Origin of the sequence: Aurantimonas endophytica, from assembly GCF_014196845.1 — a bacterium.
Taxonomy (GTDB): domain Bacteria; phylum Pseudomonadota; class Alphaproteobacteria; order Rhizobiales; family Rhizobiaceae; genus Aurantimonas; species Aurantimonas endophytica.
Genome location: NZ_JACIEM010000005.1, coordinates 527,818 through 542,217, shown reverse-complemented (window position 1 = coordinate 542,217; position 14,400 = coordinate 527,818). Strand labels below are relative to the sequence as shown.

Here is a 14,400-nt window from a genome sequence, read left to right as displayed (position 1 = left end):
CGCCGCCGGTCATTTCATCTGATCAGCGAGGCTCCGGGTGAGCGGTGTGACCTCGTCGCCGGTGTGCTTGGTCGATTCCGGTTCGATCAGCAGGATCCAGCACTCCTCTTCGGCCACCGGATTGTGTCTGATCCCCTTCGGGATCGTCAGGAAGTCGCCCTCGGCGAGTTCGGCAACATGATCCTCGAATTCGATCCTGAGGCGACCCTTGACGATATAGAAGAGCTCGTCCTCGTTCTCGTGGGCATGCCAGACGAGTTGCCCCTTCACCTTTGCAACCTTCAGGAGCTGGTCGTTCACCCGGCCGACGATCTTGGGCGACCAATGTTCCGTCACGCGGTCGAAGGCAGCGAGGAGACTCTGCGAGGCGATCATGATCGGTCATTTTCCTTGCGAAGACAGGATGGAACGGCCTCGGGAATTCGCCGCTCGGCTCAGCGGCCGGCCCGCGCAAAGGCCATGTAGGCCTCCCGTGCCTGCCGATAGACCGGCCCGGGCTGCAGTTCGCGGCCCTCGATGCGCGTCACCGGCACCACCTTCGAATGGTTGCCGGTCGAGAAGATCTCGTCGGCGGAAGCGAAATCCGCCACCGTCAGCGACCGCTCGACGACGTCCCAACCGTCGCCGCGCAGCAGCGCGATGATCCGCTGCCGGGTGATCCCGTTGAGGAAGCAGCCATTCGGCACCGGCGTGTGGACGACGCCGTCCCTGACCATGAAGATGTTCGACGTGCCGGTTTCGGCGACATTGCCCAGCATGTCGAGGACCAGCGCGTTGTCGAAGCCGCGTGCGCGCGCCTCGATGATCGCCCGCGCATTGTTGGGATAGAGGCATCCGGCCTTGGCGAGGGTCGGCATCGTCTCCGGCGTCGGGCGGCGGAACGGCGAGACGGTGAGCGAGAAACCGGCCGGCGAGATCATCGGCGATTCGTAGAGGCACAGGCAGAAGCGGGTCGATTCCGGCTCGGCCGGCACGCCCATGTAGCCGCCCTCCTCCGCCCAGTACATCGGTCGGATATAGACGGCGGTCGAGCCGTCGAAGGACTTCAGGCCTTCCCATGTCAGCCGCTCGATCTCCTCGGCCGCCATGGTCGGCTTCAAGCCGAGCGCTTCGGCAGAACGGTTGACCCGCTGGCAGTGGGCGTCGAGGTCGGGCGCCAGCCCGTCGAACCAGCGCGCGCCATCGAACACCGTGCTGCCGAGCCACATCGCGTGGCTGCGCGGCCCGATCAGCGGCGGGTTGCCGTCGTGCCAGCTGCCGTCGACATAGCTGCGCGTGCGGGTCATCTCTTGTGGCATCGACAATTCGCTCCGGTCGGTTTCGCGCCCATGGCACGTGCAACGGTTGCGAGGGCACTGTTACCGCGAGAAAGCGAGCCCGTCACGGTACGATGTCCCCGTTGCGGCACGAGACGCTTTTCCCCGGCCGATGGCAGCGCTATGACCCGGTGGTCACTCCGCGCCCTGTCCCTTCAGGAGGTTCTGCTTGCATTCCGTCTACGTCTTCGACGCCTACGGTACGCTGTTCGATACCGGCGCGGCCGCTGCACGGCACGCCGGCGACCTCGGCGAATCCGGCCGGCTGCTCTCCGACATATGGCGCCGCAAGCAGCTCGAGTATTCCTGGGTGCGCAGCTTGATGGGCCCGGCTGACCGGAACTTCTGGCAGCTGACCGAAGACGCGCTCGACTACGCCTTTCAGAAGGTGCCCGAGGCCGATCCGGGCCTGAGGGCCAAGCTTCTCGATGCGTACCGCGACCTCGACACCTTCCCCGAAGTGCCGGCGACGCTTCGCGCCCTCAAGGCGCGGGATGCCAAGCTCGCCATCCTGTCGAACGGCTCCCGCGACATGCTGCATCGGGCGATGCGCTCGGCGAGCATCGAGGATCTCTTCGATGGCGTGTTCTCCGCCGAGGATTGCGGCGCCTACAAGACCGCGCCGGCCATCTACGATCTCGTCACCACCGAATTCCGGCTGTATCCTCAGGCGGTGTCGTTCCAGTCGTCGAACCGCTGGGACGTCGCCGGAGCGACGAAGTTCGGCTTCCACACGGTGTGGATCAATCGGACGGGCGAGCCGGACGAGTATCTGGACCTGCAGCCCAACGCCGTCCTGCCTGATCTGCGGGCATTGCCGGGACGGCTTTAACCGATCGTAAGCTCAACTGACCGTGAGCCGGGAACCATGGAACGGGCCGCCAGTTTTCGGCCATACGACAACCGACCGGGCGCCCGCATCCGTCAGGGAAGCCCGGCACAGCGAGGCTGGACCCGATGATCCCGACTGAAGAGAACACTCCCTCCCGACGCAAGTTTCTGATCGGCCTTGGCCTCGGGGCCACGGCCATGATGGCCGGCTGCACGTCGGGCCCGCGCGCCCAGATCGTCGGCGTCGCCTATCCCGGTGCCGCGGGGGGCGGCGGCATCTTCAGCAATGTCGATCCTCGCTATGCACGGATGTATTCGCGGGTCGTCGACGAGGGTCACGTCATCCCCGCGCCGAATCTGTCGCGGGTCGACCCCCTGTACTATCGGCAGGAGGTCGCCGATCCGACGGGTGAGCGGCCGGGCACCGTGGTGGTCGATACCGCCTCGCGCTTCGCATACGTGGTGATGCCCGGCGGTCGGGCGATGCGCTACGGCGTCGGCGTCGGACGCGAGGGCTTCGGCTGGTCCGGCCGCGCCGTCGTGCAGTGGAAGCGCAAATGGCCGACCTGGACGCCGCCGCGGGAGATGATCGCCCGCATGCCGGAACTCGCCCGGTATGCCGACGGCATGGAACCGGGCATCGCCAATCCGCTCGGCGCACGCGCGCTCTATCTGTTCCAGGGCGGCAAGGACACGCTGTACCGGCTGCACGGCACGCCGGAATACTGGACGATCGGCACCAGCGGCTCGTCCGGCTGCATCCGCTTCATGAACCAGGATATCATCGACCTGTACGAGCGCGTGCCGAGCGGCTCGCCGGTGCTGGTGCGGCAGGGCGGCCTGTCGGTCTGAGGTGTTCCGATAGCAAGGTGGCAGCCGCCGCCTTGCTATCTCCAAGGGTAGGCAGCGCCGCGCGGACGGGGCGCTTCCTGCCGATCAGAGGACGCGCTGGCGCTCGCGCTCCATCATATCGATTCGGCTCTCGAGATTCTCCTCCCGGACCATGCCCGGGATGAGGAAGAGGTCGATGATCTGGCCGATGCCGAGGAGGCCGAGCGTCAAAAGCCATAGCAGCCCGGTCCAGGGCCGACCCAGATAGAACCGGTGCAGGCCGCAGATTCCGCCGAGGCAGAGCAGCCAGAGGATGTAGGAGGCAAGCGTCGACTTCCGGTTCATGATCGTCCTTCCAGCGTTCGTTGCTCTCCAGATGGGATCTGGAGCCGACGATTGAAAGTCCGATCCGAAGCGGTGGTCATCGGAGTCGGCCAGGGCGACTACCGGCCACGTTTCAGGCTGCCGAGGATGCCGCGGACGATGGCGTTGGTGACCGTGGAAGCGACCGTTCGCCCGACCTGCTTCATGATCGTCTCGGTCACCGTCTGCCGCTGATAGCCGGACGACCGTGTCCTGGCAGGCGCGCGAGCGCGGGTCTCTGCCCGCTCGGGCTCCTCGCCGCCGCCGAAATCAGGCAGCTGGAATCCGGTCCGTGTGCGGGTCGGCGCATCATCCGCCCCCTCTTCCTCCCGCCGGCGGGCAGCGTCGGCTCGCCTCTCGGCCTCGCCGTTCCGTCGGTCAGCCGCCGCCTCGTCTTCCAGCCGGCGCTGCTCGGCTTCCTGCTGCAGTTCCTTCTCCGCCCGACCGACCAGCATCTCGTAGGCCGATTCCCGGTCGACCGTGTGGTCATAGAGACCCGCCACCGGGCTGCGGCCGATGACGGCGGTCCGTTCCTCGGGAGTGATCGTGCCGAGCCGGCCGGATGGCGGCCTGATCAGCGTCCGCTCGACCATCGACGGCACGCCGCCCTTGCCGAGCGTCGAGACCAGCGCCTCGCCGACGCCGAGCTGGGTGATCGCCTCGAACGAGTCGAAGGCCGGGTTCGGCCGGAAGGTTTCGGCGGCGGTCTTCACCGCCTTCTGCTCGCGGGGCGTATAGGCGCGCAGCGCATGCTGCACCCGGTTGCCGAGCTGCGCCAGCACGCCATCCGGCACGTCGAGCGGATTCTGCGTGACGAGATAGACGCCGACGCCCTTCGAGCGGATCAGCTTCACCACCTGCTCGACCCGGTCCACCAGCACCTTCGGCGCGCCATCGAACAAGAGGTGCGCCTCGTCGAAAAAGAAAACCAGCTTCGGCTTGTCCGCGTCCCCTACCTCCGGCAGTTCCTCGAACAGCTCGGAGAGCAACCAGAGCAGGAAGGTCGCGTAGAGCCGCGGGTTCATCATCAGCTTGTCGGCCGCGAGCATGTTGACGATGCCGCGCCCGTCCCGGTCGGTGCGCATGAGGTCGGCGATCGCCAGCGCCGGCTCGCCGAAGAAGTTCGCCGCGCCCTGCTGCTCCAGCACCAGCAGCGAACGCTGGATGGCTCCGACCGAGGCTTTGGCGACATTGCCGTAAAGCCGCGAGACGCTCTCGGCATTCTCGGCGACATGCGCCAGCATCGCCTGCAGGTCCTTGAGGTCTAGGAGCAGCAGCCCTTCCTCGTCGGCGATCTTGAAGACGATGTTGAGGACGCCCTCCTGCGCCTCGGAGAGATTCATCAGCCGCGACAGAAGCAGCGGCCCCATCTCGGAGATCGTGGCGCGAACGGGGTGGCCCTGCTCGCCGAAAATGTCCCAGAACACGACCGGATAGAGGTCGTGGTAGTAGGGCTCGAGGCCGATATCGCGGGCGCGCTCGACCAGGAAGTCCTTCGGCTCGCCCCGCTCGGCCATGCCGGCGAGGTCGCCCTTGATGTCGGCGCAGAAGACCGGGACGCCGGCTTCGGAGAAGCCCTCGGCGAGGATCTGCAGCGTGACCGTCTTGCCGGTACCCGTGGCGCCGGTGATCAGCCCGTGGCGGTTGGCGAGCCGCAGGTCGAGATACTCGCCCTGCTGCGCAGCTTCTTCAAGCTTGCGGCTGCTCCCGATGTAGATCCGTCCCGCTTCCAGCATGCGCTTCCCCCAAACCGATGGCCGAGCTTACCGGAGCGGGGTCGGCGCTCACAAGCGTGGCGACGCCCGATCTTGGCCATTGCATCCCCCTGACCGAGTTGCCAAGTTCGCGCCGATTCGCCCGGCCCGGCCGGGCCATGCAGACATGATCGAGGACATGATGGACGAACTGCTGACACGCATCACCGCCGAGACCGGCCTCGACGCCGCAACCGCCAAGCGGGCGGTCGGGAATATCCTAGGCTTCCTGTCGGCGGAAAGCGACGATCCCGCCGTCGGCACGATGATCCGGGAGACGCCCGGCGCCGAGGACGCGATGACGGCCACCGGGGACGGTGGCTATTCGGGCGGCGGCATCATGGCGCTCGGCGCAGGGCTGATGGGCATGGGTCTCGACATGAGCCAGATCCAGACCGTCGCGCAGGAACTGGTGGCGTTCTCCAAGCTCCATGCCGGAACCGACACGGTCGACCGCGTCATCGCTTCGGTTCCGGGGCTGGCGCAGTTCGTCTGACGAAGGCCGGAACCCAAAGCCGAGGCGCACGATGGACGAGGCGCCTTCGCGGGCGGCGCGATGCCGCGCTGCCCTATTCGTGTGGATAATGCCCATAGCCTCGCGTATGCTGTGAAACGGAACAAATTCAAGGTTTAACGATGAGGCGCGGTATCCAGGGGGATGGGCGCCGCGGGGGAATTCGAGGTTGATGAGCGTCGATACGCCAGCGGCAAACGGGCGACCGCGAGGGGGACGCGCTGGCCGCTTCCTGCCGGGCGCGCTGCGGAACGCCCGGCTGGCGCGCCTCTGGCGCCGCCCGCCTCTGCTGGCGCACCTGATCGTCTTCGCCGTCATCGTGCTGATACCGGCGCTGCTGTTCAGCGCCTTCCTGATCCTGCAGTTCTCGCGGCAGCAGGAAGAGATCGTCACGGCACAGGTCAACGACACGGCCGAGATCATCTCCAGCGCCATCGACCGCGAGATCTACGGCATGATCACGACCGGCCGCGTCCTGGCGTCCTCGCCTGCCTTGGCGCGCGGCAGCCTGGGCGGTTTTCGGGAGCGGACCATCGCCGCGCTGACGGAAACGCGGACCACGGCGGAGCTGATCGATCCCGAGCTCAACGCCGTCGTTTCGACCAATGGCGGCGCCACGCCCGTCGGCCACACGCTGGGCGACCCGAGCACGATCGAGATGGCGTTCCGGACCCGCCGTCCGGAAGTCTCGGGCGTCATGTTCTCCGAACCGGTCGGCCGTTTCGTCTTCCATGTCGCGGTGCCGGTCATCGAGGGAACGCGGGTTCCCTACGTGCTGGTGCTGCAGAAGTCGGTGGATGCGCTGGGTGCCGTCATCGCCGACCGGAATCTTCCGAGCCAATGGTCGGCGATCATCAAGGACCGGCAGAACCGCCGCGTCTTCGCGGCCATCACCCGCGACGGCAAGATCCAGCCGCAGGAAAGCGTATCCTACGACAATCCTTCCATTGTCGAGACGCTCGGAGGCAGGCGCGCCGACCACATCGAGGGTTCGATCGTGTCCAGTCTTACCGGCTGGGCGACCACCGTCGCGGTGCCGAACGAGGTGATCATCAGGCCGGCGCTGCGCTCCTGGTTCATGCTGGTCAGCGCCGGATTGCTGCTCGTCGTCTTCTCCATCCTGCTGGCGCTCGTGTTCGGCCGGCGACTTGCCGCGCCGATCAGGCAGTTGTCGAAGCAGGCCGAGTCCATTGGCCACGGACGCCCCGCCAACATCATCCAGACCGACATCGCCGAGATCGGGGAAGTGTCGATGGTCCTTGCCCAGGCGTCGCGCGATCGCCGCGAGGCCGAGGAGCAAAGCCGCTTCCTCATGCGCGAGATGACGCATCGGGCCAAGAACCAGTATGCGCTCATCGCCGCTATCGCGCGCCGGGCCGCCAAGGAAAGCTCCGACACGACGCAGCTTCTCGCCACGCTGTCCGAGGCGCTGAACTCGCTGGCACGATCGGCGGACCTGCTCGCCGGCCGCGGCTGGGAGAGCGCCGACATCAACGACCTCGTCCTCGCCCAGCTCAAGCCTTTCGGCGCCGCTGGCGACCAGATTTCCGTCTCCGGCCCGAAAATCTGGCTCAATCCGACGGCGGCCCAAACCATCGGCCTGGCGCTGCACGAGCTGGCGACGAACGCGGCAAAATACGGTTCGCTCTCGGAGTCCGAGGGCACCGTCACAGTGCGCTGGTCGATGGACGAAACGTTCACGATCGAATGGCGCGAGGCCGGCGGACCGCCGGTCGTCGAACCAAAGCGGTCCGGTTTCGGCACGCTGGTCATCCAGAAGATGACGGCAAGGGGGCTGGGCGGCCAGGTCGACATGGAATACGCCGAGACCGGCGTCGTGTGGAAACTGGTCGCGCCGCCGGAGGCTGTGCTTACGCACTGAGCAGGGCGCCGATACCACCGGCCATTTCGCTTTCCTGCGCGGCGCGTTATCTGCTCGTGAAGAAGCCGAGCCGGGCCGGTATCGTTCGAGAGCTGCGCATCGCGGCAGAGGGAGGAGAGATGAGCGCGACGAAGATCGAGCCCGACGCCTTTCCGCCTGCCACTGAGGCCGACTGGCGCGCGCTGGTCGAGAAGGCGGACCGCAGCGTCGATAGTCTCGCCACCGACGCCGAAGACGGTTTTTCCTACGGCCCGATCTATGGACGGCGGCACCAGGCTTCGCCCCTCGCCCGGCTGCGCGCCGGAAGCTGGTCGATCATGGCACGGGTGGACGACATCGATCCGGCACGGGCAGGCAGCCAGGCGGTCGCTGATCTGGAAGGCGGGGCCAATGGCCTGGCACTGGCGCTCGCCGGCGCACCATGCGCCCATGGTTTCGGCTTACCGCCCGAGGCCATCGCCGGCGCACTGGCCGGCGTCCGGCTCGACATCGCGGCGCTGCGCATCGAACCTCACCCACGATCCCGCGAAGCCCTGGAGACCATCATCGCCTTCGCGGCCGAAGGCGGCCATGACCCGGCGGCGCTGTCCGTCGATTTCAGCCTCGACGATACCGGCAGCTTCGCCTTTTCCGGCCGCTTTCCCGGCAGCGAAAGCGAGCACCGCCTCCGGCTCGGCCGCGAGACCAAGGCGCTGCGGGCGCGCGGCTTGTCAGGCCGCACGGCCGAGGCGGACGGCCGGGTCTACAGCGACGCCGGCGCGACGGCCGGCCAGGAACTGGGCGCCGTGCTTGCGACCGCCCTTTACGACCTTCGGGCGCTGGAGGCGGCCGGCCTGTCGATCGCCGAGGCGACGGGCGCGATCGGCTTCACCCTTGCCGTCGACCAGACGCAGTTCGAGCAGACCGCCAAACTGCGGGCGCTGCGGCTGCTATGGGCACGGCTGCTGGAGGCCAGCGGCGAGAGCCAGCCGCAGCCGGCGCGCATACACGCCGAGACGGCCTGGCGCATGCTTTCGCAGAGCGACCCCCACACCAATATGCTGCGCGCGACCATCGCCGTCTTCGCCGCGGCCACCGGCGGCGCCGACAGCATCGCCGTCCTGCCGCACACCGCGCCGCTTGGGCTTGCCGACAAGGTGGCGCGGCGGCTCGCGCGCAACATCCAGGTGATCCTGCAGGAAGAGGCGGGCCTCGGCGCCGTCTCTGATCCCGCGGCTGGATCGGGTGGCATCGAGGCGCTGACCGATCTGACCGCCGAAGCCGGCTGGAACGAGTTCCGCAAGATCGAGTCCGAAGGCGGGATCGTCGCGAGCCTTGCAGGCGGCGCCTTGCAGAACCGCATCTTCGACGCAGCCTCTGCCCGGCAGCGTGCACTCGCCGAGAAGCGCACGGTGATCATCGGCGCGACGATATATCCGCTGCAGACCGAGCGACCTCACGCGGTGCTGGCAACAGCGACGCCGTCGGAATCCGACTGGCAAGGCGAGCAGCTTTGCGCGCCGCTCCGCCCGCGCCGGCTCGACGAGGAAGCCGAGGTCGCCGCATGAGCCGCATCCCCGATTTTACCGCCCTCGCCTGGACACCGCCGGCCAACGCGCCGAGAGCCGCGCGCAACGATCGCGCTGGCGAAACACCCGAGGGGATTCCGCTTGCCGGGGCCTATGGCGAGACGGACATCGCCGGCCTGCCCTTCCTCGACACGTGGCCCGGCATCGCGCCTTTTTTGCGCGGGCCCTACCCGACCATGTACGTGGAGAAGCCCTGGACGATCCGGCAATATGCCGGCTTCTCGACCGCCGAGGCGTCGAACGCGTTCTATCGCCGCAACCTCGCTGCCGGCCAGAAGGGCCTTTCGGTCGCCTTCGACCTTGCCACGCACCGGGGATATGATTCCGATCATCCGCGCGTCGCCGGCGATGTCGGCATGGCGGGCGTGGCGATCGACTCGATCATCGACATGCGACAGCTCTTCGACGGCATCCCGCTCGGCGAGATGAGCGTCTCGATGACGATGAACGGCGCGGTGCTGCCGGTGCTGGCGCTCTATGTCGCCGCGGCCGAGGAGCAGGGCGTCGCCCAGAAGCAGCTGTCGGGCACCATTCAGAATGACATTCTGAAGGAGTTTATGGTCCGCAACACCTATATCTACCCGCCGAAGCCGTCGATGCGGATCATCTCGGACATCTTCGCCTATACCGCGAAGAACATGCCGCGTTACAACTCGATTTCGATCTCCGGCTATCACATGCAGGAAGCCGGGGCGACGGCGGACCTCGAACTCGCCTACACGATCGCCGATGGCATCGAATATGCCCGCGCCGGCGTCGCGGCGGGTCTTGACATCGACCGTTTCGCCCCGCGCCTGTCGTTCTTCTGGGCGACCGGCATGAACTTCTTCATGGAAGTCGCCAAGATGCGTGCGGCCCGGCTGATCTGGGCGGCGCTGATGCAGCGGGAATTCGCCCCTGGTGATCCCCGGGCCTTGTCGCTACGCACCCACTGCCAGACCTCCGGGTGGTCGCTTACGGCGCAGGACGTGATGAACAACGTCGCGAGAACCTGCGTCGAGGCGATGGCGGCGACCCAGGGTCATACCCAGTCGCTCCACACCAATTCCTTCGACGAGGCGCTGGCATTGCCGACCGACTTCTCCGCCCGCATCGCCCGCAACACCCAGCATGTCCTCGCCCGCGAAAGCGGCACCACCCGCCTGATCGACCCGTGGGGCGGCTCGGCCTATGTCGAGCACCTCACCCACGCACTCGCCGAGAAGGCGCTTGCGCACATCGACGAGGTCGAGGCGATGGGCGGGATGGCGGCCGCGATCGACAAGGGCCTGCCGAAGCTGCGGATCGAGGAGGCTGCCGCCCGGACCCAGGCGCGTATCGATTCCGGCGCCCAGACGGTGGTTGGCGTCAACCGGTTCGTCGCCGAGGGAGCCGACGATATCGACGTGCTGCGGGTCGACAATGCCGACGTGCGGCGCCAGCAGATCGAGAAGCTGCACCGGCTGAAGGCGGAACGCGACCAGTCCGCCACCAACGCGGCGCTCGCCGCACTCACGGCCGCCGCCGCGCGGGGCGACGGCAATCTCCTCGAACTCTCGATCGCCGCCGCCCGCGCCCAAGCGACGGTGGGCGAGATGGCCGACGCGCTGGAAAAGGTGTTCGGCCGCCATGTGGCAAGGACGCAGGTGATCGCCGGCGTCTACAAGCGGGAGGCCGGCGCCATGTCGGAGCAGATTGCGCGCGTCCAGGCCCTGAGCGACGCCTTCGCGGAGGCCGAAGGCCGCCGGCCGCGCATCCTCGTCTGCAAGATGGGCCAGGACGGGCACGACCGGGGCCAGAAGGTCATCGCCTCGGCCTTCGCCGATCTCGGTTTCGACGTCGACATCGGCCCGCTCTTCCAGACCCCGGAGGAAGCGGCACGCCAGGCGGTCGAGAACGACGTGCATATCGTCGGCGCCTCCTCGCTTGCCGCCGGTCATCTGACGCTGGTGCCGGAACTCAGGGCGGCGCTGGAACGCGAGGGCCGCGGCGACATCATGATCGTCGTCGGCGGGGTGATCCCGCCGCAGGACGTTGAGACGCTGAAACAGGCCGGCGCGGCGGCGATCTTCCTGCCGGGGACGGTGGTGGCCACGGCGGCCGAGCAACTTATCGTCGACCTGTCGCGCCGCCTCGGTCACGCCAAGATCGCCGCCGAATAGACCGGCTTGCGGCAAACCCTGAACGAACCCCAATACAAGAGGCGCACGTGATCAGGGCATATGTCCCGGAAGACAACCAGATGCGCGCGATGACGGCCGACGCGACTGGCGTGCCGGCCGATGCGATCTGGATCGATGTCATCAACCCCACGCGGGAAGAGGAACTGGCGGTCGAGAGGCTCTGCGAGATCGAGATGCCGACCCGGGAGGAGATGCGGGAGATCGAGGTGTCGAGCCGGCTCTATGCCGAAGACGGCGCTACATTTCTGACTGCTTCGGTAGTATTCGGGCTCGACGGCGGCAAGCCGGGCTTCGCGCCGGTCACCTTCATTCTCGCTGGCTCGCGGCTGATCACCTTGCGCTACAGCGAGCCGAAGAGTTTCGCGATCTTTGCCGCCAAATTGTGCCGCGAGACCCTGCGCGCCGCGCCGGAGGAATTCGAGAAGCCGTCAGCCGGCAACGGCCGCCCGCAGACGGCCGAGACGATCCTGATCGGCCTGCTCGAAACGGTGATCGACCGCGTCGCCGACATTCTGGAGACGGTTTCAGCCGACCTCGACGGGATCGGCGACGACATCTTCTCCTCGTCGGATCGCAAGAAGCCGACCAAGACCGGTGACTTCAAGTCGCTGCTGCGCCGCATCGGGGCTGTCGGCGACCTGACCTCGCGCATTCGCGAGAGCCTCGCGACGCTCGACCGACTGTTGCCATTCCTGCAACTGACGCTCGACGCGCGCAAAGCCGTGAGCAAGGATTCCAAGCCACGCGTCAAGGCGATGGCCCGCGACGTGCACTCGCTCAACGATTTCGTGGCATTCCTGTCAAACAAGACCGTATTCTTGCTGGATACTACAGTTGGAATGATCTCGATCGAACAGGCGGCGATCATCAAGATATTTTCCGTGGCGGCGGTCGCATTTCTCCCTCCAACCCTGATCGCTTCCGTCTACGGCATGAACTTCGAACACATGCCGGAACTCACCTGGACATATGGCTATCCTTTGGCGATCGTGTTGATGATTGTTTCTGCGGTTGTTCCGATGATATTCTTTCGGATCAAGAATTGGCTTTGAAAAAATATAGCTTCCCCTCGTGTATGACATGAGGTCTGCTATACTGCCCGTCGAGGCGCCTGAGCAATTCAACCTGACATTGCAGATGAAATTGTAATTCCTGGGCGACGTCGCGCCGAGAACTGTTCCCCGCGCTATCGTTAACCGATAATTTCGTGTTTATCGTCAAGCTGCCGCAGGATCACTCGGCTTCGGAGACCATGCAAGGCCCGTCCGCGAAGGCAAAGAGCAGGGAATATCAGGACGAACTCCAGACGGTCCGCTCCCTCTACGGGGACGTGGGCTCGTTCGCGATCGGTTCGTTCGTGGTAATCGTCGGCACGGCAATGACGGGCGTCCGGATCGGACATTCGGCACTTTGGCTCGTCTGCGGCCTCCTGACGGTGCTCACCGGGGTCCGCGTGGTGACGATGCTGCGCTTCGAGAAGCGTGACGCTCAGGGCTTGGCCAACCCGCACCGCTACCTCCTGCTCTACTCCATACTCGGGACTCTCCATGTTCTCACCGTGGGTTCCTGGACCACGGTCGTGTTCTGGTTCGATTCGGACCCGCTCAGCGAGCTCATTGCCCTTTCCACCGCCGTCGGTTTCATGGTCGGCATCCAGGGCCGCAACTTTGCGAGCCCCGCGACGGTCTCGCTGCAGCTGGTCGCCCTCGCGGTTCCGGTCACGCTCGCCTTCCTGGTGAAGAACTCGGCCTGGTATCTCGTCTGCGGCATGTTCTTCGGCGTCTTCATGCTCTCCGTGCTGGCCAATTCGCGGCGGGTGGGCAAGACCTTCCTCGACGCGCTCAACACCGCGCGGATCAACCAGGATCTGGCTCACCGCGATTCCCTCACCGGCCTGCCGAACCGCGCCGCGACCCAGCGCATGATTGCAGCCGGAGTGGAGCGACTGGACGATCCCTTCGCCTTGCACTTCCTCGATCTCGACAGGTTCAAGCGCGTCAACGACACGCTGGGTCACAGTGCTGGCGACCGCCTGTTGCTGGAGGCTGCACGGCGATTTACAGCTGTCGCGGGAGAATCCTGCGTCGTCGCCCGCCATGCGGGCGACGAGTTCGTCATCCTCCAGTACGGCCTGACCTCCCGCCAGGATGCCGCCGATCTGGCGGCCGCGCTGATTGACTCGTGCAACGAACCCTATGATCTCGGGGCCACCGTCGCGAATATCGGCTGCTCGATCGGCACCGCGATCTTCCCCGAGGATGCCGCGAGCGCCGAGCATCTGCTGCAGCGCGCCGACGTCGCCCTCTATCACGTCAAGCACAACAGCCGGAACAGCTTCGCCTTCTACGAGACGGCGATGGCCGACGCCGAGCACGAACGGCTGGCAATCGAGACCGACCTGCGCAAGGCGCTCGAGTCCGACGACGACCTCTACATGGTGTTCCAGCCGATCATCGGGGCGCGCTCGATGCGGGTGGTGTCCTTCGAGGCGCTGGTGCGATGGAAACATCCCACCCGCGGGATCGTCACGCCGGGACAGTTCCTGCCGATCGCCGAGGAGTCCGGGCTGATCTCCAGCGTCACCGACAAGACCGTGGCGATCGCCTGCCGCGTCGCGGCGGGTTGGCCCGGCGACGTGGCGGTCGCCATCAACATCTCGCCCAGCCAGCTGCAGCGGGCGGACCTTCAGGACATGATCCTGCGCAATCTCGCGGAGAGCGGCCTGCCCGCACATCGTCTCGAGGTCGAACTGACGGAAAATCTCTTCGTCGGCTGCGACAGCGAGACGATGCGCCAGATCCGGGCGCTGCGCGACCTCGGCGTGCGCTTCTCGATCGACGATTTCGGCACCGGCTATTCCAACCTCGGCTACATCAACAACCTGCCGATCGACAAGGTGAAGATCGACCGCAGCTTCCTGACAGGCGTGCTCGATGATGCCCGCCGCGAAACCCTGCTGCGCGGGCTCATTGCCTTCATCGCCGAACTCGACCTCATCACCGTGGTCGAGGGCGTGGAGACCCATGACCAGCTCGATCTTCTGGCCAACAACCCGAATGCCCACCAGCTGCAGGGCTTCGTCTTCGGAGAGCCGCTGAATGCCTGTGCCGCGCGCGAGTTGATTCGCCGCGCGTCCCCGATCGTGCCCGCCGCCCGTCAAGCGGCCCAGTAAACATTAA

Annotated in this window: 12 protein-coding genes; 8 read left to right on the top strand and 4 right to left on the bottom strand. The window is 66.3% G+C overall.

The annotated features are described in order from the left end of the window. Positions 1-9: 9 nt before the first annotated feature. On the bottom strand, positions 10-375 hold the full coding sequence (locus tag GGR03_RS20090; RefSeq protein WP_183210540.1) for a cupin domain-containing protein: 366 nt from the start codon (positions 373-375) through the stop codon (positions 10-12). A 59-nt stretch (positions 376-434) separates the two neighbouring features. Further along, the gene (locus GGR03_RS20085; protein WP_183210539.1) at positions 435-1,298 is read right to left on the bottom strand and encodes a branched-chain amino acid aminotransferase; all 864 of its coding nucleotides are present in this window, start codon (positions 1,296-1,298) and stop codon (positions 435-437) included. Between the two features lie 187 nt (positions 1,299-1,485). On the opposite strand from GGR03_RS20085, the gene GGR03_RS20080 reads away from it, so the two are divergent. Together GGR03_RS20080 and GGR03_RS20075 are read left to right on the top strand one after the other, a co-directional pair. Further along, positions 1,486-2,148: a haloacid dehalogenase type II gene (locus GGR03_RS20080; RefSeq protein WP_183210538.1), complete on the top strand. Its 663-nt coding sequence runs from the start codon at positions 1,486-1,488 to the stop codon at positions 2,146-2,148. A gap of 125 nt (positions 2,149-2,273) precedes the next feature. Further along, positions 2,274-2,999, top strand: a complete 726-nt coding sequence (locus GGR03_RS20075; protein ID WP_183210537.1) for a L,D-transpeptidase — start codon at positions 2,274-2,276, stop codon at positions 2,997-2,999. Between the two features lie 84 nt (positions 3,000-3,083). On the opposite strand, the gene GGR03_RS20070 is transcribed toward GGR03_RS20075, so the two are convergent. Both GGR03_RS20070 and GGR03_RS20065 read right to left on the bottom strand, forming a co-directional pair. Further along, complete coding sequence (locus GGR03_RS20070) at positions 3,084-3,323, bottom strand: NINE protein (protein WP_183210536.1); 240 nt, start codon at positions 3,321-3,323, stop codon at positions 3,084-3,086. 98 nt (positions 3,324-3,421) lie between these two features. Continuing rightward, positions 3,422-5,077 (bottom strand): helicase HerA-like C-terminal domain-containing protein, encoded by a 1,656-nt coding sequence (locus GGR03_RS20065; RefSeq protein ID WP_183210535.1) that lies wholly within the window; start codon positions 5,075-5,077, stop codon positions 3,422-3,424. 145 nt (positions 5,078-5,222) lie between these two features. Between GGR03_RS20065 and GGR03_RS20060 the strand changes: the two genes are divergently transcribed. The 6 genes from GGR03_RS20060 to GGR03_RS24460 all read left to right on the top strand — a co-directional run bounded on the left by GGR03_RS20060 (position 5,223) and on the right by GGR03_RS24460 (position 14,393). Beyond that, positions 5,223-5,591 carry a DUF2267 domain-containing protein gene (locus GGR03_RS20060; RefSeq protein ID WP_246368260.1) on the top strand — a complete coding sequence of 123 codons (369 nt, stop codon included), beginning with the start codon at positions 5,223-5,225 and terminating at the stop codon, positions 5,589-5,591. 190 nt (positions 5,592-5,781) lie between these two features. Next, the gene (locus tag GGR03_RS20055; RefSeq protein ID WP_183210534.1) at positions 5,782-7,491 is read left to right on the top strand and encodes an HWE histidine kinase domain-containing protein; all 1,710 of its coding nucleotides are present in this window, start codon (positions 5,782-5,784) and stop codon (positions 7,489-7,491) included. Between the two features lie 119 nt (positions 7,492-7,610). Further along, positions 7,611-9,038, top strand: coding sequence for a methylmalonyl-CoA mutase family protein (locus tag GGR03_RS20050; protein WP_183210533.1), 1,428 nt, complete (start codon positions 7,611-7,613; stop codon positions 9,036-9,038). After that, positions 9,035-11,200, top strand: a complete 2,166-nt coding sequence (scpA, locus tag GGR03_RS20045; protein WP_183210532.1) for a methylmalonyl-CoA mutase — start codon at positions 9,035-9,037, stop codon at positions 11,198-11,200. Before GGR03_RS20050 ends, scpA begins: the two co-directional genes overlap by 4 nt. Before the next feature lie 47 nt (positions 11,201-11,247). Further along, entirely contained in the window at positions 11,248-12,273 is a 1,026-nt protein-coding gene (locus GGR03_RS20040; protein WP_183210531.1) for a CorA family divalent cation transporter, read from the top strand. Positions 12,274-12,428: 155 nt separating this feature from the next. Beyond that, entirely contained in the window at positions 12,429-14,393 is a 1,965-nt protein-coding gene (locus GGR03_RS24460) for a putative bifunctional diguanylate cyclase/phosphodiesterase (protein ID WP_183210530.1), read from the top strand. The last annotated feature ends 7 nt before the right edge of the window (positions 14,394-14,400 follow it).